Here is an 18,629-nt window from a genome sequence, read left to right on the forward strand (position 1 = left end):
TGTTCGATGGCTGGTGCCCGGCCGTTCTAGTTGCGGCAACTCCCCGTCAGCATAGCCAAGCGGGTCGGGGCGATCAAGGCACGATGCGGATATTTGCGCGGTCGCCGAGGTATTCCAGGCGGCGGTCGAGGGCTGCGCTGACGAAGATCTGGCCGTCGCCGGCGACGCGCAGGACGAGCGGCGTGCCCATCTGGTCGGCCATCGCCCGCCAGCCGTCCGGGCCGGCGATGAAGATCGGCTTCGATGCGGCGTCGGACAGCGTGCCGGCCTTCGGCCCGGCCGGGATGAGGACGGTGACCGCCTGCGTGTGCTCAACCGGGGTGGCGGTGCGCGGGTCGATCAGGTGCGAATAGCGGCGGCCGTCGAGTTCGAAGTAGCGCTGGTAGTCGCCGGAAGTGCCGATCGCCTCGCCGTCGTCGAGCTGTACGGTGGCCAGCGGGCCGGGCTGGCGCGGGTGCTGGATGCCGACCCGCCACTTGCGGCCTTCCTTGCTGCCGAGCGCCATGACGTTGCCGCCGATGTTGATCAGCGCGTTGTTGATGCCTTGTCCGCGCAGGATGGCGGCGGCGCGGTCGAGCGCGACGCCCTTCAGGTAGCCCCCGAAATCGAGGGCCAGGGCGCGCTTGCGGCTGGAAACCGTGGTGCCGTCGATGACCAGGTCGGCGATCGACGGCTTCTCCTTGAGCCAGCCGGCGAGCGCCTGCGGCTCGGGCAGACGGGCTGCGAATTCGTCGGCGTGGAAGCCCCAGAGCTTGATCAGGGTGCCGATGCCGGGGTCGAACAGGTGGTCGCCCTGCGCCGAGAGCGCCTGCGCCTCGCCCATGAAAGCGGCCATTTCTGGCGTCACCGTGGCCTTCCGTCCGGCGGCGATGGCTTCGTTCACGGCGGTCAGCTCGGACGGCTGCCAGGCGTGGTAGGTCCGGTGCATGCGGTCGAATTCGCGCAGCACGGCGGCGATCGCCTGGCGGCCGAGATCCGGGTTTTCGCCGACGACGACGACCTCGACCCGGGTGCCGAAGACGTAGGCCTGCTGTTCCTGCAGCGGGGCCTTGCCGCAGGCGGCGAGGAGGGTGGCGAAAAGGAGGATCAGGAGACGGCGCATGCGTGCTCGATCGCGGTGATGGTCGCGCCGGCGGCGTCGAAGCCGCTCTGCTGGCGGATTTCGACCATGCCGGTGGGGCTGGTGACGTTGATCCCGGTCAGCCGTTCGCCGATCAGGTCGAGACCGACCAGCAGCAGGCCGCGCTTGAGCAGTAGCGGACCGAGCGCATCGGCGATGTGGCGTTCGCCGGGGGTCAGTTCCTGGACGACGCCGGTGCCGCCGGCGCTCAGGTTGCCGCGCGTCTCGCCGGCCTTGGGGATGCGCGCCAGGCACCAGGGCACCGCCTTGCCGGCGATGAGCAGGATGCGCTTGTCGCCGTGGGCGATCGCCGGCAGGTACTGCTGCGCCATCACGGTATGGCGGCCGTTGCCGGTCAGCGTCTCGAGGATGACGTTGCGGTTGGGATCGTTGCGGTGCAGGCGGAAGATGCGGCTGCCGCTGTTGCTGTCGAGCGGCTTGACGATGACGTCGCGCTGTTCGTCGATGAATTGCTGTAGGCGGCCGAGGTCGCGGCTGACCTTGGTGGATGGGATGAACTGCGGGAATTCGAGGATCGCCAGCTTGGCGAGATGCTCGCGCAGTGCCCGCGGCCGGTTGAAGACGCGCACGCCGTCGGCTTCGGCGCGTTCGAGCAGGCTGCTGGCGGCGAGGTATTCGCCATCGACCGGCGGGTCCTTGCGCATCAGCACGGCGTCGAAGGCCTTCAGCGGCAGCCATTCGCGCTGTGTTTCGCGGTACCAGTCGTGGTCGTCGGGGCGCAGATGGAGGTGGATCGCCTCGCCGAAGCTGCCGCCCGGATGGTCGGCCTCCGGCTTGCGCCAGCCGAGCGTCGGCGCCTCGACCGCGTACACGTCGTGGCCATGGCTCTGCGCCGCGCGCATCAGGGCTACCGAGGAGTCCTTCCAGGCCTTCAGGCGATCCAGCGGATCGATGATGAAAGCCAGTCGCAGCGGTCTTTCGCTGCCGCCAAGCAGATGCCGTTCGAAGTGCAGCTGCTGGGTCATCGGCGTCAGGCCGGGAGGTCGACCGGCGGTGCCGTCCGTTCGAGTTCGACGGCGGCGGCGAGACAGGCCAGGCGGGCGACGACGCCGTAGGCGTAGAAGCGGTTGGGCGGCGAGTCGGGATTGCCGCAGCGGTAGTCGGGCAGGTTGCAGCCGGTTTCGAAGGCCAGCGGCTCGAAATGCATGCCCGGCGCGTTGAGGTTTTCGTCCTTGCCGCGGCCGGTGTGTACCCGGTAGAAACCGCCGACGACGTAGCGGTCGATCATGTAGACCACCGGCTCGGCGACCGCGTCCTTGACCGTCTCGAAGGAATGCACGCCTTCCTGGATCAGCACCTCGGACACTTCTAGGCCTTCCTTGACCACGCTCATCTTGTTGCGCTGCTTGCGGTTGAGGGCGATCAGCTCGTCGGCGTCGCGCACCGTCATGACGCCCATGCCGTAGGTGCCGGCGTCGGCCTTGACGACCACGTAGGGGGTTTCGGTGATGCCGTATTCGCGGTATTTCTCGCGCACCAGGTCGAGCACCGCGCTGACGTTGGCGACCAGGCATTCCTCGCCTTGGCGTTCGTGGAAGTTGATCGAGCGGCAGACCGAGAAGGCCGGGTTGATGCGCCAGGGGTCGATGCCGATGGCGCTGGCGAAATCGTTGGCGACCTGGTCGTAGGCGGCGAAATGGTTGGACTTGCGGCGCACCGCCCAGCCGGCATGCAGCGGCGGCAGCACGTACTGCTCGTCGAGGCCGCTGAGGATCTCGGGAATGCCGGCCGAGAGGTCGTTGTTGAGCAGGATCGCGCAGGGCTCGAAGCCGGCGACGCCGATCCGGTTGCCGTCGCGGCGCAGCGGTTCGAGCAGCAGTTGCTGACCGTTCGGCAGGTCGACCGGGGTCGGTCCGGCGAGGTCGGGGATCAGCGAGCCGATCCGTACTTCCAGCCCGGTCTGCTTGAGGACGGCGGCGATCTGGGCGACGTTCTGCAGGTAGAACTGGTTGCGCGTGTGGTTCTCGGGGATCAGCAGCAGGCGCTTGGCTTCCGGACAGAACTTCTCGATCGCGCTCATCGCCGCCTGCACGCAGAGCGGCAGGAAGGCCGGGTTGAGGTTGTTGAAGCCGCCGGGGAACAGGTTGGTATCGACCGGCGCCAGCTTGAAGCCGGAATTGCGCAGGTCGACCGACGAATAGAAGGGCGGCGTCGATTCCTGCCACTGGGCGCGCAGCCACTGTTCGATCTGCGGACTGGCTTCGAGGAAGCGGTGTTCCAGTTCGAGCAGCGGGCCGCTCAGGGCCGTGGTGAGATGGGGGACCATGGGCTGTCTCCTGGGTTCTTGCGCATTATTGTCGGCCGCGATGTTACACCGCGGTGCACAAAAATGGGGCCGGCAGCCGCGGCCGCCGGCGCAAAAAGGGTAAAATCCCGCCTTTATTGAAATACTTGCCGGATCGGAATCGTCGTGCTCGTCGCTGCCAACATCACCATGCAATTCGGGGCCAAGCCCCTCTTCGAAAATGTCAACGTCAAGTTCGGCGAGGGCTATCGTTACGGCCTGATCGGCGCCAACGGCGCCGGCAAGTTGACCTTCATGAAGATCCTGTGCGGCGCGCTCGAGCCGTCGGCCGGCAACGTCTCGAAGGACGTGCACGAGCGCATGGCCTACCTGCGCCAGGACCAGTTCGCTTACGAAGAGATGCGCGTCCTCGACGTCGTCATGATGGGTCACGAGGAACTGTGGAACGCGATCCAGGAACGCGACGCGATCTACGCCAACCCGGAGGCGACCGAGGACGACTACATGCGTGCCGCCGAGCTCGAAGGCAAGGTCGGCGAATACGACGGCTACACCGCCGAATCGCGCGCCGGCGAATTGCTGCTCGGCGTCGGCATCCCGACCAGCCAGCATAACGGCCCGATGAGCGAGGTCGCCCCCGGCTGGAAGCTGCGCGTGCTGCTCTGCCAGGCGCTGTTCGCCAACCCGGACATCCTGCTCCTCGACGAGCCGACCAACAACCTCGACATCAACACCATCCGCTGGCTGGAAGACGTGCTCAACAACCGCGATTCGACGATGATCATCATCTCCCACGATCGCCACTTCCTGAACCAGGTCTGCACCCACATGGCCGACCTCGATTACGGCAAGATCACCACCTACGCCGGCAACTACGACGATTTCATGGAAGCCGCGCAGCAGGCCCGCGAGCGCCAGTCGAACGCCAATGCCAAGGCCAAGGAACGGATCGCCGAACTGCAGACCTTCGTCCGCCGCTTCTCGGCCAACGCCTCCAAGGCCAAGCAGGCGACCTCCCGCCTCAAGCTGATCGACAAGCTGAAGCCGGAAGACGTCAAGCCGTCGTCGCGCCAGTACCCGTGGATCCGCTTCGACTACGACGAGAAGCAGAAGCTGCACCGTCAGGCGGTCGAAATCGAGAACCTGACGTTTGCCTATGAAGGCAGCGCGCGCAAGATCGTCGATAACCTGACGCTGACCATCAACGGCGGCGAGAAGATCGCGGTGATCGGCGAGAACGGCGTCGGCAAGACGACCTTCCTCAAGCTGTTGATGGGCGAACTGCAGCCGTCCTACGGCACGCTGAAATGGGCGGAAAAGGCCAAGCCCGGCTACTACGCGCAGGATCACAGCGCCGAATTCGCCGGCGGCCAGAGCCTGACCGACTGGATCGTCGGCTACGCCCGCGCTTCGATCGACGAAGGCGGCGACCTGGAAACCCTGGTTCGCGGCACCCTCGGCCGCCTGCTGTTCTCCGGCGATGAGCAGAAGAAATCGGTCAACGTGATTTCCGGCGGCGAGCAGGGCCGCATGCTGTTCGGTCGATTGATGCTGCAGAAGCCGAACGTGCTGGTGCTCGACGAACCGACCAACCACCTCGACATGGAATCGATCGAGGCGCTCAACAGCGGCCTGGAGAAATTCAGCGGCACCCTGGTCTTCGTCTCCCACGACCGCGAGTTCGTCTCCTCGCTCGCTACCCGCGTGCTGGAGGTCAAGGGCGACGGCCGCATCGTCGACTACCTCGGCGGCTACGAGGATTACCTGGCTTCGCTGGGCGTCGAGTAAGCCGCTGCTTTGCCGCGGTGGCGCACCGGGAATGCTTGTGCCATTCCCGGTCGGGCAATGTCGGCGACTGCCGGCGACGGCTGGCTGCGTTGGCTAATCGCTTCGACGCGCCAGCAAATAGCCGTCGCTGGCGATGAATTTCATCGGCGCCAGTTGTTCGAGCGCGCGTGGTGCTGCCTGTTCGTCGGCGATCAGGAAAACGCCGCTGATGCGGATCTGTCGCAGACGGGCGTCTTCGACGACGATCGGCTGTTTGCGGAAACGGTTCAGCTCGGCGACCACCTGGAACAGCGGAACGGCGTCGAAGGCGAGTTGTCCCCTGGTCCAGTCCAGCGCGAGCTGGCGTTCGATCGGCTGGCGCGGGCCGATTTGTCCGTTTTCAATGTCCACCGCCTGCCCGGCATCGAGTCGTAGCGGCGTTTGAGCGGTCGTTTCCGGGCGGATTTCGACGCTGCCCTCGGCCACCGTGACGCGGGTGTGTTGCGGGCTGCTGCGAACCCCGAAGCGGGTACCGATATCGTGGATGGTGTAGCCGCCGGTCTGGATGCTAAACGGCCGCTGGCTGTCGCCGGCGACCTTGACGGCGATTTCGCCGGCCAGCAGCTCGATGCGCCGCTGTTCGTCATCGATCTCGATGCGCAGGCGGCTGCCGGGGGCGATGTCGAGCTGGCTGCCGTCGCTGAGCGTCAAGTGGCGGATTTCGCCGGGATCGGTGCTTACCCGACCATCGAGCCAGCTCAGACTGAGCCAGCCGCAGAGCAGGGCCACGCTCAAGGCGACGCCGAGGCGCAGTTTTTTCTGCGCAGGCCGAGGTCGCTGCCGCAAACGTGCCGATTCGTTCCAAATCTGTTCGAGTATCCCGTATTCCCTGGCATGCGCCGGGTTTTCAGCGAGCCAGCCGGCAAAGGCCTGCCTTTGTCGCCCGGAAACCGGTTTGCCATGCAGCCGGGCGAACCAGGCCGCGGCGGCTTCCTGAACCCGTTCCTCGGCGCTTGCGGCCGGCGACGGATCAGGCGTGTGCGGCATGCGCCGGATTTCCGTCAGCGACGCCGGCGCCGGCAAATGGCATCGGTTCCAGGGGACGCAGGCGCCGCAACAGCAGCATGGCGTTGGCCAGATGCTTTTCCACCGTTTTGATCGAAACCTCCATTTGCGCAGCGATCTGCCGTTGGGTCAGGGCTTCGAAACGGTGCAGGAAAAAGACCTGCCGGCATTTGGGGGGCAGGGTTTCGATGCCCGCCGCCAGGGCCATCAACTGCTGCCGCGCCGCGGTAATCCGCAGCGGGTCGGCCAGCGGATCGGAGAGCGACTCCTGAAAATCTTCAATCGGCAGCAGCAGCGGCCGGGTTTTGGCCAGCCGGGCGAGATCGATCAGCAGATTGCGGCCGCAGTGCAGCAGGAAGGCGCGCGGGTTGTAGATCACATCGACCGGCGGCTTGAGCAGCAGACGAAGAAAAATCTCCTGTGCGGCATCCCGGCCGGCTTCCGGGCAATTGAGCCGGCGCGCCAGATAGTCCCGCAGATCGTCGAAATGCTCGCGGTAAAGCTGCGCCAAGTCGAGTTCGCTGGGAGCTTTCAGGGCAAGGGTGAAGGACATGCGGCAATGCTAAAGGCCTCGCCGGGCAATTTCCATGCGGCATGTTGTCGCGGGTTGGGGGGAGCAGGTAGGGAAGTTGCTGCGGTATTCGTCTTGGTAAAAGACGGCGCATTTTCGTTGCCATTTTTTATCAGGGGGAAACATGCTTCAGAAAAAAACGCCGGTCCGTCCGGTGTTCATCCGGAAATATCTTGCCATCGCCGTATTGCTGTCCAGTCAGACTGGCATGGTGCTGGCCGGACCGAATATCAGTGTTGAAATTGCCCAGCAAGAACTTGCCCCGGCTTTGCGCCAATTAGCCGGTCTGGCCGGGGTACAGATCGTTCATGCCAGCGATGTGGTTGGCAAGGCGAGGGGGACAGCAGTCAAAGGCGAGATGAGTGTTGAAGAAGCCCTGCGCCGCCTGCTTGCCGGCACCGGGCTGGAGTTTCGCAAGGACGGCGACAGCAGCTATGTCATCGTGCGCGGCGGGCGCAGCGAAAACGTGCTGCCGGAAATGGTGGTCACGGCAACGCGGACAGAACGCGCCGTGGATGAGGTGCCGGCCAGTGTCAGCGTGATTTCCGGTGAAGACCTGCGCCGCCTGCATCTGGATCGGGTCGAGGATGCCTTGAAGCGGGTCGAGGGTATCGATTTCAACACCAGCGCCGCTTCTCCTTTCGGTAGTTCCCCGATGATGCGTGGTATCGGCGGCTCATATGCCGGGGTGACCTCTTCCGTGCTCATCGATGGGATGGCCACCGACTCGGCAATATCCGGAATCGCCGGTAGAGGAGGCCTCGACTTTCTCGCCCCGCAGGATATCGAGCGCATCGAGGTGGTGCGCGGCCCGGCATCGGCGCTTTATGGCTCGAATGTCATGGGTGGGGTGATCAACGCCATTCCCGCCCGTTGGCGGGGTGACACCGGCGGCGAGGCGCATGCCGAATTCGGTTCTCACGATACGCAGAAACTGGGGGCCGTGGTCGGTACGGCGAATGATCGTTTCGACGTTCGCCTGTCGGTGTATGACGCGCAATCGGATGGTTTCAAGGCCAAGCCGAAACCGGATCCGTGGGGTGGGCAGGATGTCAGGAAAAGAGGCTGGACAGACAGGAAATGGAATCTCAACGGGGCGTTCCGGCCGACCGACGATCAGGAAATCGGCTTTAGCTACCAGCAATATCGCAGCAAACAGGACTATGTTGGTGGCGACGTATTCATCAACAGCGAACGGCGTGAAGGCGACGCCTACACGCTGTCTTACCTGAAAGATTTCTCCGATACAGCCAGCTTGAAGCTGAAATATCGCCACCTCGACCTCTTGCAGGACTGGATCGACTCCGATATGGGCATGGGCGTTGGCTATCGCAAGAGCGTCAGCGATAACGTTGATGCGCAACTCGACCTTCGGCTGTCGGCGCAGAACACTTTAATTGTCGGCGCTTTCTATCAATCCGCGGATTTCAAGACGGTTTCTGTTTCCGACAACTATCGGGATACCTCGACTGCCGATTCGTACGGCGTGTTTGCGCAGGACGAGCACCGTTTCGGCGATCTTACCGCCGTGCTGGGGGGGCGTTTTGATCGCTTCAGCCAAGGGGCTTCTTATACGGACGGCGCGGCCGTGCATCGGGGAAGCAAGGAAGACGTCTTCAGCCCCCGCCTGGGTTTGCGTTATCGACTGACGCCGATGGCTTCTCTGTATGCTTCCGCCGGTAGCGCGTTCCTGCCGGCCAATGCGGACATGAAATTTCATGGGGGGTCGGCACGCTGGCAGGACAGTCCTGGCCTAAAACCGGAAAAATCGGTCACCTACGAAATCGGGATCAATCTGAAGCCGGCTTGGGGTGATCTCCGCAGCGCGCTCTTCCATACGGACTATCGGGACATGATTTCGACGATGTCCGTGGGGGCTACCCCGTGGCCGCGGAAGTTCGTGAATATAGGCAAGGTGGAGGTCAACGGCTTCGAATTCGCCGTCGAAGGGAATCTGGATGGCCGCTGGCGTCCTTACGCCAACTACGCTTACACCCGCTCCATCATCAAGGAAAATCCGAGCGCGCCGCAAACAGTCGGCAAGCGGGTTCAGCGTATCGCGCCGCACAAGTTCAACTTCGGCGTGACCTATGCGCCGGCGGATGCCTGGAGTGCCAGTTTTGGTGGACGCTACGTGAGTGAGCGCTACTTTACCGATAACAACACCGCGGACCGTAAGGCCGACGCGTACTTCGTCGCCGATGCCAAGCTGGTCGTTGAACTACCTGCGTTTGCCAACGCTCGCTGGAATGCCTATCTGGCGGTCAATAATTTGTTCGATAAAAAATACACCGTTTGGGAATACGAGTATGCCGATGGTCGAAGCGCCTGGCTCGGGCTGAATGCGCGGTTCTAGAACGGCGGTCCTGCTGATGCTGTTGGCCAATCCGGCCTGGGGAGGAGAGGCGGCCGAAACCGACGTCTCCCTGATCACCGCCGCCGACATCGCCCGCGAGAAGCCGGCCAGTCTGCTGGAGATGCTGAAGCGGCGGGTCGGGCTGGACGAGAACAACAGCGTCATCAGCATGCGCGGGGTGCGCGGCATTGCCGTGGTGGTCGATGGCTTCGTGTCTTCGGTGAGCGAGTTGTCGGCCTTGCGCCCGGAGCAGGTCGAGCGCATCGAAGTGTTGCGCGGCGCGGCGTCGGCGCGTTTCGGGGCCGAGGCGATGGGCGGGGCGATTGCGGTGACGACGCGGCGGGCTGGTGGCCGGCAGAATCCTGCGGTCAACCTGACGCAGGGGCTGGATTCCCGTGGCGGCAGCTATACCCGAGTGGGTGGCAGCGGCGAGCGCGCCGAATTGGCCTGGGCCTTGTTGGCAGAAAGCCGCGAGGACAAGGGCTTCCGTACCGTGCCGCGCTCGCCCTTTCCCTACCAGATCACGGTGGCCGACGAGCACGGCCGCAGCACTGCCGTGGACGGCAAGCTGGCCTGGACCGGGCGCGATTTCGCCGCGTCGCTGAACCTCAAGCATTCGGACAACCATTCCTTTTTCGGCCGGCCGAACTGGGCCTTCGACTGGCAGACCGATACCGTGCGCAGCCAGTTTTCCTGGCAGGTGAACGAACGCTGGTCGCTGGAAGGCGCGCTGGGTGAAGACCGCAATGCCACGGCCGGCGTGCGGGATCGCGGTACCGGCATCGACGCGGCCGGTCTGGCAGCGGACCAATGGCTGACCCAGGATAGTCGCCAGCGCGAGGCCTCGGCGGCGCTGGCCTGGCAGGATGGCGGCTGGCAGGGACGGCTGGGCGGTAGCCTGATCGAATTGTCGGAACAATTCAGCGCCAGCGATGATGCCAGCCGTGCCTTGCGCACGCAGGCCGAGTCGCTGATCCGCAAGGAGGCGCTGTTTGCTTCCGGCGAGTTGCCGCTCGGTGCCGGTCGTCTGGAACTTGGACTGCGCCGCGACTGGCAACGTTACCTGTCGTCGCGCGTGCTCGATGCCGGCCCGCCCAGCCAGGAAACGCGCGGCGGCGGCGTGGTCAAGGCGGCGACCAGTCCGAAGATTGCCCTTTCCTGGCCGTTGGGCGAGACCACCCGCCTGCGCGGCAGCCTGGGCAGCGGCTTCTCGCCGCCGCAGGCGACGCAGTTGTACAACGGTTTTGTCAGCGCCGGCTCGGTGACGCTGGCCAACCCGGCGCTGAGGCCGGAACGCTCGACCACCGCCGACCTCGCCCTGCTCGGCAAGCTGGCCGGCGGCAACGGTGGCATCACCTTGTTTGCGACACGCTGGCAGGACAAGATCGCCGTACGCATCCTCGATTACGGCTCGCCGATGGTGCAGCAGCCGCAAAACGTCGGCGAGGTGCGAGCGTACGGGCTGGAAACGCACTGGTCGCAGCCGCTTTCCGAGCGTTGGCAGCTCGACGCCAATTACACCTACACCCGCACCCGCATCGTCCGCGACCAATCGGCGCCGCAACTGGTCGGCAATGCCTTGCCGGACATGCCCCGGCACAAGGCAAATCTGGTGTTGAATTACGCGTCGACCGCAGGATTTTCCGCCCGCGCCAAATGGCGCCTGGTCGGCAGCGCCTACACCGACGAAGCCAATACCGTGGTCGATAGCCAGTGCTACCGCTGGAAAAAAGCGGCCTACGACGTGCTCGACCTGGCGGCGAGCTGGCGGGCCAAAGGCTGGGAAGCGACGCTGGCGCTCGACAACGTCTTCGACCGCGACTACGTCAGCGGTTTCTTCTGGCATGGCGAACCGCGCACCCTGCGCGGCGAATTCATTTTGCGTTTTTGACTGGCAAGGAGTGTTACGTGCGCAAACAAGCGATTTTTTCTGTTCTTTTCAGTCTGGCCGTGCTGCTGGCGACGTCGGCCCAGGCTTGCCGGCCTTTTGGCTCCTATCAACTGGTCGAAGACAAAACCGGCGGCATCTGGTTTACCGAGGGCGACAACAACGCTGTGTCGCGCCTGGCGCCGGACGGCAGCGTCAAGGCCTATGCGCTGCCGACGAAGAACGCCGAACCCAGCGCCCTGGCGCTGGATCGCCGGGGCAACGTCTGGTTCGTCGAAATGGGCGGCGGCAAGATCGGCCGTCTGGCGCCGGATGGGCGCATCCGGGAATTTCCGACGCGCGACGGCCATCCCGGCATGGTCGCCGTCGACCGCCGGGGCGAAGCGTGGTTCACGCAGATGTCCGGGCACGAGAATGACAGCGACGAACACGCCGGCCACGGCAGCGCGATGCTCGCCAAGGTCGGCCGTATCGACCGCCAGGGCCGGATGCACGATTTCCCCGTGCGCGAAGGCTGGCCGACTTCGCTGGCCTTCGACCGCCAGGACCGCGCCTGGGTGACGATCCTGGTGCCGGGGCGTAACGGCGGCCAGCCCAGGGGGCAGCTGGCGACGCTGTCGCGCGATGGCCAGTGGACCACGGTGGCGGCCTGGGAAAACAGTTGCCCGAGCAACCTGACGCCGGTCGCCGGCGGCCTCGCCTTCTCCGACCATTGCCGTTTCGCGCTGGGCCGCATCGCCGCCGATGGCAAACTTAGCGAACAGAAACTGCCCGATGGCACCTACATCCAGCAAATGTCGGCGGCGCCGGACGGCGTGCTGTGGTTTTCCGGCGACGAACGCGGCCGTATCGGGCGCATCGCCACGGACGGCGCCGTCGCCTACCTGCCCGAACGGCCCGCCGGCGACGATCAGGTCATGGCCATCAAGGTGCTGCGCAACGGCGACGTGCTGTTCTCCGAGTTCTACAACTACAACATCAACCGCCGCACGAAGAACGGCGACTACGTCGAACACCTGGTCAATATCGAGGAACGCCGGGGCAGTCGCGAAGTGCGCGACGGCGAAGTCTGCTACGTGCAATTCGCCGCGCGCATCGCCGGCAAGGCGGAGATGGACAAAAAGCGGGCCGAGGAAGTGCGCAGCGGCCGCTTCAAGGCCGACGGCGCCGGTACGGAAAAGCTGGTCGAACAGAAATGCCTGGTCTGCCACGACGCCCGCCGTCTGCTGCTGTCGCGGCGCAGCGACTGGACGCCGAGCCTGACGCGCATGCATTCCTACCGCCAGTTGCGCGGCGTCGCGCCGCTGACGCCGGAGGAAACGACGCGGCTGGTGCGTTATTTCAACGACTACTATGGACTGGCGCGTTAGGCGGCGGATTTGCCGTCTTCCAGCCAGTGCAGCAGGTGAAGGTAGAGCTGGTCGGGGTCGACCGGCTTGCCGACGTGGTCGTTCATGCCGGCTTCCAGGCAGCGCTGGCGGTCTTCGCTGAAGGCGTTGGCGGTCATTGCCAGGATCGGCGTGCGCCGGTTGGGGCCGTCGGCGCGGATCGCCCGGGTGGCGTCGAGGCCGTTCAATAACGGCATCTGCATGTCCATCAGGATCAGGTCGTAATGTCGTTCCCCGGCCATGCTGACGGCCATTTCGCCGTTTTCCGCGAGGTCGACGACGAGGGCGACCTGCTCCAGCAGTTCCCGGGTGACTTCCTGGTTGATCGGTTCGTCTTCGGCGAGCAGGATGCAGGCGCCGGCATGGTACTGGCGCAGCCGGACTTCGCAGCCGCCGGCCGCTGCCGGTAGCGTCGGCGCTTCGTGCGCCGTCCGCCCGAGGCGGATGGTGAACCAGAAGCTGCTGCCGACGCCGGGCTGGCTGTCGACGCCGATGTCGCCGCCCATCATGGCGACCAGCCGCTTGCAGATGGCGAGGCCGAGGCCGGTGCCGCCGTATTTGCGGGTGGTCGAACTGTCCGCCTGCTCGAAGGCGTTGAACAGGCGCTGCTGGATTTCCGGGGCGATGCCGATGCCGGTATCGCGGATGGTGAAGCGCAGCAAGGCATCGTCGCTTCCCTCGCCGACGACGTTGACGGCAATGTCGATGGAACCGCGTTCGGTGAATTTGACGGCGTTGCCGGCCAGGTTGATGAGAATCTGGCCGAGGCGCAGCGCGTCGCCGACGAAGGTCTGGCCAGCGCCGGCGGGCAGCGGCCGGATTTCGAGACGGAGCCCTTTTTCCGCAGCCTTGTGGGCGAGCAGCGCGGCGACGTTGTCGAGCACCGGCGCCAGCTTGAATTCGACCCGGTCCAGGGTCAGCCGGTCGGCTTCGATCTTCGACAGGTCGAGGATTTCGTTGAGGATCAGCAGCAGCCGGCTGGCGGCTTCCATCGCGCGGTCGAGCTGGTGTTGTAGCTTGGGCTCGGCGACCCGGGCGCGGACCAGCGAAACCATGCCCATGATGCCGTGCATCGGCGTGCGCAGCTCGTGGCTCATGTTGGCGAGGAAGGCCGACTTGGCCTTGCTCGCGGAGTCGGCGGCTTCCTTGGCGAGGAGCAGGGTCTGGTTGGCGATCTCGAGGTCGACGTTGAGCGCCTGGATGCGCGCTTCCGATTTCATCCGCTCGGCAACCTCGGCCTGCAGGCGTTCGTTGCCGGTGCGCAGTTCGGCGGCCTGGCGTTCGAGGTGTTCGGTGTGGCGCTGCAACTGACGGGCCATGTCGGCCAGCGCCGAGGACAGCGTGCGCACTTCGCGGATCGGCGTTTCCGGCGGCATTTCCGTCTGCCAGTCACCGGCGGCCATGCGCGAGGCCTTGCGGGCGAGGCGGGCGAGCGGGCGGGAAACCCAGTCGGTGGCGAGCAGGCCGACGACGATGCCGAAGACGCCGATGACCAGGCCGAGATAGGCGAGGTTGCGCAGCATGCCGGCGGTCAGGATGTCGAAACGCGATTGCGGCAGGATGACGCCGATGCTCAGGGCCGGGCCGTTCTCCAGGACGATGGTATGCCAGTCGAGCAGATGGCGGGCGCCGTCGCTGGCGAAGAAGCGCGACCCTTCCGGACCGCTGCCTGCCTGCATCAGCGTGCCGGCAGCCTGCTGCAGGGGGTCGGCGCTGTCGGCGAGACGGAAACGCTCGCTTGCATCGTGGATGGCGGCCGGCGTCGAACTGGCGAGCAGGCGGTTTTCGCCATCGACGAGAAAGGCGATGCCGCCGCTTTCGTCGGTGAGTTCGCGGAGCAGGGTGGAGAGCTGGGAGAGTGCGACATCGGCGGTGGTAACGCCGATGAAGCGGCCGGTCGGATCGTGGAGCGGTGCCGACATGCCGATGCCCATGGTGTCGTAGGCGCCCTGCTGGTCGTTGATCACGTAACGGTACGCGGGGTACCTGGCCATGTGCCCGGAATCGCGGGCGGCGATGAACCAGGGACGGCTGCGGGCGTCGAATTCGCCGTTGCCGTAGCCGACCAGCGAGGTGCGCCGGGCGGCGTCGTCGACGCGGTAAATCTGCATGATGCGTTGTTCGGCCTGACGCGCGTAGAGCAGGCGCAGGCCCTTGTCGTTGCCGAGCGGCGGCCGGCTGCCGGCGTAGTACTCGCCGTCCGGCATGCCGGCGGAAATGAAGGTGAGGAGCGGTTGTTGCCGGATCTGCAGGAGGAAATCCTGCATCATCCGCGGCCGGTCGCCGGTATCGAGGAGCCCGGCGCGGGCTCGCTCGACGTTGAAGGCGACGACTCGCCGGGGGACTTCGAAGAAGTTGTTGACGCGGTTGTGGGCGCGCTGGCTCAGGCTTTCCGCGGCGGTGCGGGTGAACTGGTCGGCGGCGTCGCCGGCGTTGCGGTAGGCGATCCAGCCGCTGATGCCGATGATCGGCAGGAGAACCAGGAAGAGGGCACCGAGCAGGAAGCCGCGCAGTCCGATCTGGCGCTTTTCCGGTAGCCGGATGGCGATGCCGGCCAGGCGGCCGGCACCGGCGCCAGCGCGGACGACGAGGAGCAGCGTGAGCAGGGCAATGATGCCGCGGATCGTCCAGCTACGGAGCGGGTCGGTCTCGCTCGCCGGCACCGCGGCCAGCCGCCACTGGCCGCCCGGCAGGTCGAGGTCGATCGCGACGTGCGGTTGCTTGAACAGTGCGGGATCGCCGAAGAAGGGATCGCCCTGGGCGCCGCTCCCGTCGCGGCCGCGGATGGCGAGGGAAAACGCCGGAGCGGGGTCGCGCAGGCCGGCGTCGGCGAGGACGCCCTCGAAATCGATGGCGCAGGAGACGATGCCCTGAAATACCTGCGCCTTGCCATCGCCCGCAGCGAAATAGACGGGGGTGCGGCCGACCAGCCCGAGCCGCTGGTTCTGGACCAGCTTGACCGGGCCGGTGAGGACGGTGTCGCGGGTCGCCAGCGCCCGCTCGACGCCGGTCATGATGTACGGCCGGTTGGCGTAATTCATGCCGAAAACGGCTTCGTTGCCGGCAAAGGGATGGACGAAGACGACTTCCATCTGGCGCGACAGCGTGATGTTGATCAGCCGTGGGTGGCTGGCCACCAGCCTTTCGGCGAGCGGCCGCAGGCGGGCTTCGTCGATCGAATAATCGGCGGGCAGCGCGGCGGCGAAGTCGTAATTGACCTGCAGAATCTGCTTGAGCGTTTTCTCCAGGCGCAACGCGGCGCCCTGCAGGCGGACCTCGGTGGCGCGCATGGCTGCCCGTTCGCCCTGGCGCTGGTCGATGTACTCGATGGCCCCGGCCAGCAGCCAGCCGCCGAGGAGGATGAGCAGCATCCGCAGCCAGATGGCGCTGTTGGGGGAACGCAGGGTGGGCATCGTCAGTTGCCGCGCGGAGAGGTCTTCATCCGACCATATTCCGGGTTTCGCCGCCGGCAAGCAACAGGCCGCGGCGGCGGCAGGATCAGGTCCGGCGCCGCGACAACTGGAAGCGCTTTTCCAGTTCCATGCCGAGGAAGATGAAAAGGCCGATCGCCAGCGGGGCGAGCCAGTGGCGCAGGGCGAGCGGTGTCGTGGCGAAGGCGTTGTTCATGAACGGCAGGTAGACGAAGCCCAGTTGCAGTAGCAACAGCACGCCGACCGCCAGCCAGGCGGCGCGATTGGTGAACAGCAGGTCGCGGCGCAGGCTGGAGGCGGTCAGGAAACGCGCGTTGAACAGGTAGAAGGCCTGGGCGATGACCAGCGTATTGACCGCTACCGTACGCGCCAGGTCGAGCGGCATGCCGAGCGCCAGTTCGCTCTCGAACATGGCGATGGTGGCGCCGCCGATCAGCAGCGAGACCAGGACCAGGCGCCACAGGAAGGCGGCGTTGAGGATCGGCGTTCCCGGCCGCCGCGGCGGGCGCTGCATGATGCCCGGCTCGGCCGGTTCGAAGGCGAGCGCCAGCGCCAGGGTGATGGCGACGATCATGTTCACCCACAGGATCTGCACCGGGGTCAGCGGCAGGGTGAGGCCGAAGACTACCGCCGCCAGCATCACGAACCCCTGGCCGCCGTTGGTCGGCAGGATGAACAGGATGGCTTTCTTCAGGTTGTCGTAGATGGTGCGGCCTTCCTCGATGGCGCGCTCGATCGACGAGAAGTTGTCGTCGGCGAGGACGATATCGGCGGCTTCCTTGGTCGCCTCGGTGCCCTTGATGCCCATCGCCACGCCGACATCGGCGCGCTTCAGCGCCGGCGCGTCGTTGACGCCGTCGCCGGTCATCGCGACGACCTCGCCGTTGGCCTGCAGTGCGGTAACGATGCGCAGCTTGTGCTCGGGGCTGGTGCGGGCAAAGATGTCGCAGTCGCCGACGATGCGCCGCAGTTGCTCGTCGTCGGCGGCTTCCAGTTCGGCGCCGCTGACCACCTTGAGCGATTGCGCGCTGCCAATGCCCATCTCGATGCCGATGGCGTGGGCGGTGCCGGCGTGGTCGCCAGTGATCATCTTGACCCGGATGCCGGCGGCGTGACAGGAGGCGATCGCCTGCACGGCTTCCGGGCGCGGCGGGTCGATGATGCCGACCAGGCCGAGGAAGACCATGCCGGAATCGAGGTCGTCGAGCTCCAGGTTGTCCTGTGCATCTTCGACGCGACGGGCGGCAGCGGCCAGGATGCGCAGGCCTTCCAGGCTGAGGCGGTCGACCTCGCGTTCCCACCAGGCGCGGTCGAGGGCGACGGGTAGGCCGTCGGCGCCGAGTTCCTCGGCACAGCGGTCGAGCAGGCGGTCGGGCGCGCCCTTGAGCAGGATGCGGCGCAGACCGGCCGGCGTGCTGGCCAGTGTGGCCATGAACTTGTTGGCCGACTCGAAGGGGATCGTCGCGTGTCGGGTATGGCTGTCGCTGGCAAACCCGGCCTTGCGCGCCAGCGTGTGCAGTGCGCCCTCGGTCGGTTCGCCGGTGACGTACCACTGACCGTCGGTTTCCGCGACATGGGTGTCGTTGGCGATTGCGACGACTTCGATCAGCGCATGCAGGTGGGCGTGTTCGGCCAGTTCGACGAGTTGCCCGTCGAGCGTGATTTCGCCCTGCGGTGCGTAGCCGTTGCCGCTGACCAGGTAGTTGCCGGCACGGGTGATGACGTGGCGGGCGGTCATCTCGTTCTTGGTCAGCGTGCCGGTTTTGTCCGAGCAGACGACGGTGACCGAGCCCAGCGTCTCGACCGCGGGCAGCTTGCGGGTGATTGCGTTGCGCTGCGCCATGCGCTGCACGCCGAGCGCCAGCGTGATGGTCAGGATCGCCGGCAGCCCTTCGGGGATGGCGGCGACGGCGAAGCCGATGGCAGCGAGCAGGACCTCGCCGAGCGGGAGGCCGTGGAGACCGATGCCGACCACGAGCATCAGCCCGGCCAGGCCGACGATGAGCACCGACAGTTGTTTGCCGAATTGCGCCATCTGCCGGGTCAGCGGGGTCTGCAGGGTTTCCACTTCGGCGATCAGGCGGTTGATGCGACCGATTTCGGTGCTGGCTCCGGTGGCGGTGACGACGCCGAGTCCCCGGCCGGCGGCGACCAGGGTGCCGGAATAGGCCATGCAGAAGCGATCGCCAACGCCGGCATCGGCGGCGACCGGGTCGACCCGCTTGTCGCTCGGCTCCGATTCGCCGGTCAGCGCCGATTCCTCGATGCGCAGGTTGGTCGCCTCGAGCAGGCGAAGGTCGGCCGGGACGCGGTCGCCGGAACGCAGGCGGACGATGTCGCCGGGTACCAGTTCGGCGGCGTCGATCTGTTGCCATTTGCCCTGGCGCAGGACCTGGGCGCTGGCCGACAACATCTTGCGGATACCGGCCAGAGCCGCTTCCGCTTTGCCTTCCTGGAGGAAGCCGATGATCGCGTTGATGACGACGACGCCGACGATGACGCCGGTGTCGACCCAGTGGCCGAGCACGGCGGTGATCGCCGCGGCGCCGATCAGGATGAGGATCAGGATGTCCCGGAAGTGTTTGCCGAAGCGCTTGAGGAGGCTGTCGCGGGGCGGGTTGGGCAGGCGGTTGAGGCCGTGCGCCGCGCGTCGGCGGGCGGCCTCGTCGTCGTCCAGGCCGGCGCTCGTGGCCTGCGTGTCGGTCAGCGTCTGGGCGGCGCTCAGGGCATGGAAGGCGGTGGGGGCGGGCGGCGGCACGGGCCTTCCTGGGGGCGGG

The 18,629-nt window shown here is 65.9% G+C and carries 11 protein-coding genes; 4 read left to right on the forward strand and 7 right to left on the reverse strand.

Features of this window, described 5'->3' with window-relative positions:
* Positions 1-73: 73 nt before the first annotated feature.
* From AC0KWY_RS14110 to gshA, 3 genes are read right to left on the reverse strand one after another with little or no spacing between them, the layout of a single operon-like run.
* Entirely contained in the window at positions 74-1,102 is a 1,029-nt protein-coding gene (locus AC0KWY_RS14110) for an FAD:protein FMN transferase (protein WP_474026128.1), read from the reverse strand.
* On the reverse strand, positions 1,087-2,106 hold the full coding sequence (gene gshB / locus AC0KWY_RS14115; RefSeq protein ID WP_474026129.1) for a glutathione synthase: 1,020 nt from the start codon (positions 2,104-2,106) through the stop codon (positions 1,087-1,089). The genes AC0KWY_RS14110 and gshB overlap by 16 nt, the downstream gene beginning before the upstream one ends.
* 5 nt (positions 2,107-2,111) lie before the next feature.
* Positions 2,112-3,407, reverse strand: a complete 1,296-nt coding sequence (gshA, locus tag AC0KWY_RS14120; protein ID WP_474026130.1) for a glutamate--cysteine ligase — start codon at positions 3,405-3,407, stop codon at positions 2,112-2,114.
* Between the two features lie 144 nt (positions 3,408-3,551).
* Between gshA and AC0KWY_RS14125 the strand changes: the two genes are divergently transcribed.
* Positions 3,552-5,174 (forward strand): ABC-F family ATPase, encoded by a 1,623-nt coding sequence (locus AC0KWY_RS14125; RefSeq protein WP_474026131.1) that lies wholly within the window; start codon positions 3,552-3,554, stop codon positions 5,172-5,174.
* Positions 5,175-5,267: 93 nt separating this feature from the next.
* Here the strand turns inward: AC0KWY_RS14125 and AC0KWY_RS14130 are convergent, their stop codons facing one another.
* Together AC0KWY_RS14130 and AC0KWY_RS14135 are read right to left on the reverse strand one after the other, a co-directional pair.
* The gene (locus tag AC0KWY_RS14130) at positions 5,268-6,200 is read right to left on the reverse strand and encodes a FecR family protein (protein ID WP_474026132.1); all 933 of its coding nucleotides are present in this window, start codon (positions 6,198-6,200) and stop codon (positions 5,268-5,270) included.
* Positions 6,184-6,771 (reverse strand): RNA polymerase sigma factor, encoded by a 588-nt coding sequence (locus tag AC0KWY_RS14135; RefSeq protein WP_474026133.1) that lies wholly within the window; start codon positions 6,769-6,771, stop codon positions 6,184-6,186. The genes AC0KWY_RS14130 and AC0KWY_RS14135 overlap by 17 nt, the downstream gene beginning before the upstream one ends.
* Positions 6,772-6,913: 142 nt before the next feature.
* Here AC0KWY_RS14135 and AC0KWY_RS14140 point away from each other — a divergent pair, with 142 nt between their 5' ends.
* The 3 genes from AC0KWY_RS14140 to AC0KWY_RS14150 are packed head-to-tail and all read left to right on the forward strand — an operon-like array spanning position 6,914 to position 12,403.
* On the forward strand, positions 6,914-9,145 hold the full coding sequence (locus AC0KWY_RS14140) for a TonB-dependent receptor (protein WP_474026134.1): 2,232 nt from the start codon (positions 6,914-6,916) through the stop codon (positions 9,143-9,145).
* A complete protein-coding gene (locus tag AC0KWY_RS14145; RefSeq protein WP_474026135.1) occupies positions 9,132-11,036 on the forward strand; it encodes a TonB-dependent receptor in 1,905 nt (634 codons plus the stop codon). Before AC0KWY_RS14140 ends, AC0KWY_RS14145 begins: the two co-directional genes overlap by 14 nt.
* 17 nt (positions 11,037-11,053) lie before the next feature.
* Entirely contained in the window at positions 11,054-12,403 is a 1,350-nt protein-coding gene (locus AC0KWY_RS14150) for a virginiamycin B lyase family protein (RefSeq protein WP_474026136.1), read from the forward strand.
* On the opposite strand, the gene AC0KWY_RS14155 is transcribed toward AC0KWY_RS14150, so the two are convergent.
* Together AC0KWY_RS14155 and AC0KWY_RS14160 are read right to left on the reverse strand one after the other, a co-directional pair.
* Positions 12,400-15,834 (reverse strand): ATP-binding protein, encoded by a 3,435-nt coding sequence (locus AC0KWY_RS14155; RefSeq protein ID WP_474026137.1) that lies wholly within the window; start codon positions 15,832-15,834, stop codon positions 12,400-12,402. The two genes, AC0KWY_RS14150 and AC0KWY_RS14155, sit on opposite strands and share 4 nt — an antisense overlap.
* 85 nt (positions 15,835-15,919) lie before the next feature.
* Entirely contained in the window at positions 15,920-18,577 is a 2,658-nt protein-coding gene (locus tag AC0KWY_RS14160; RefSeq protein WP_474029734.1) for a cation-transporting P-type ATPase, read from the reverse strand.
* Between the last annotated feature and the right edge of the window lie 52 nt (positions 18,578-18,629).

The sequence above is a fragment of the Azonexus sp. MM2026_4 genome (genome assembly GCF_055901855.1).

Coding starts and splice junctions, on each gene's coding strand:
- AC0KWY_RS14110 (WP_474026128.1), bottom strand. CDS start 1,102: ATGCGCCGTCTCCTGATCCTCCTTTTCGCCACCCTCCTCGCCGCCTGC.
- gshB (WP_474026129.1), bottom strand. CDS start 2,106: ATGACCCAGCAGCTGCACTTCGAACGGCATCTGCTTGGCGGCAGCGAA.
- gshA (WP_474026130.1), bottom strand. CDS start 3,407: ATGGTCCCCCATCTCACCACGGCCCTGAGCGGCCCGCTGCTCGAACTG.
- AC0KWY_RS14130 (WP_474026132.1), bottom strand. CDS start 6,200: ATGCCGCACACGCCTGATCCGTCGCCGGCCGCAAGCGCCGAGGAACGG.
- AC0KWY_RS14135 (WP_474026133.1), bottom strand. CDS start 6,771: ATGTCCTTCACCCTTGCCCTGAAAGCTCCCAGCGAACTCGACTTGGCG.
- AC0KWY_RS14140 (WP_474026134.1), top strand. CDS start 6,914: ATGCTTCAGAAAAAAACGCCGGTCCGTCCGGTGTTCATCCGGAAATAT.
- AC0KWY_RS14145 (WP_474026135.1), top strand. CDS start 9,132: ATGCGCGGTTCTAGAACGGCGGTCCTGCTGATGCTGTTGGCCAATCCG.
- AC0KWY_RS14155 (WP_474026137.1), bottom strand. CDS start 15,834: ATGCCCACCCTGCGTTCCCCCAACAGCGCCATCTGGCTGCGGATGCTG.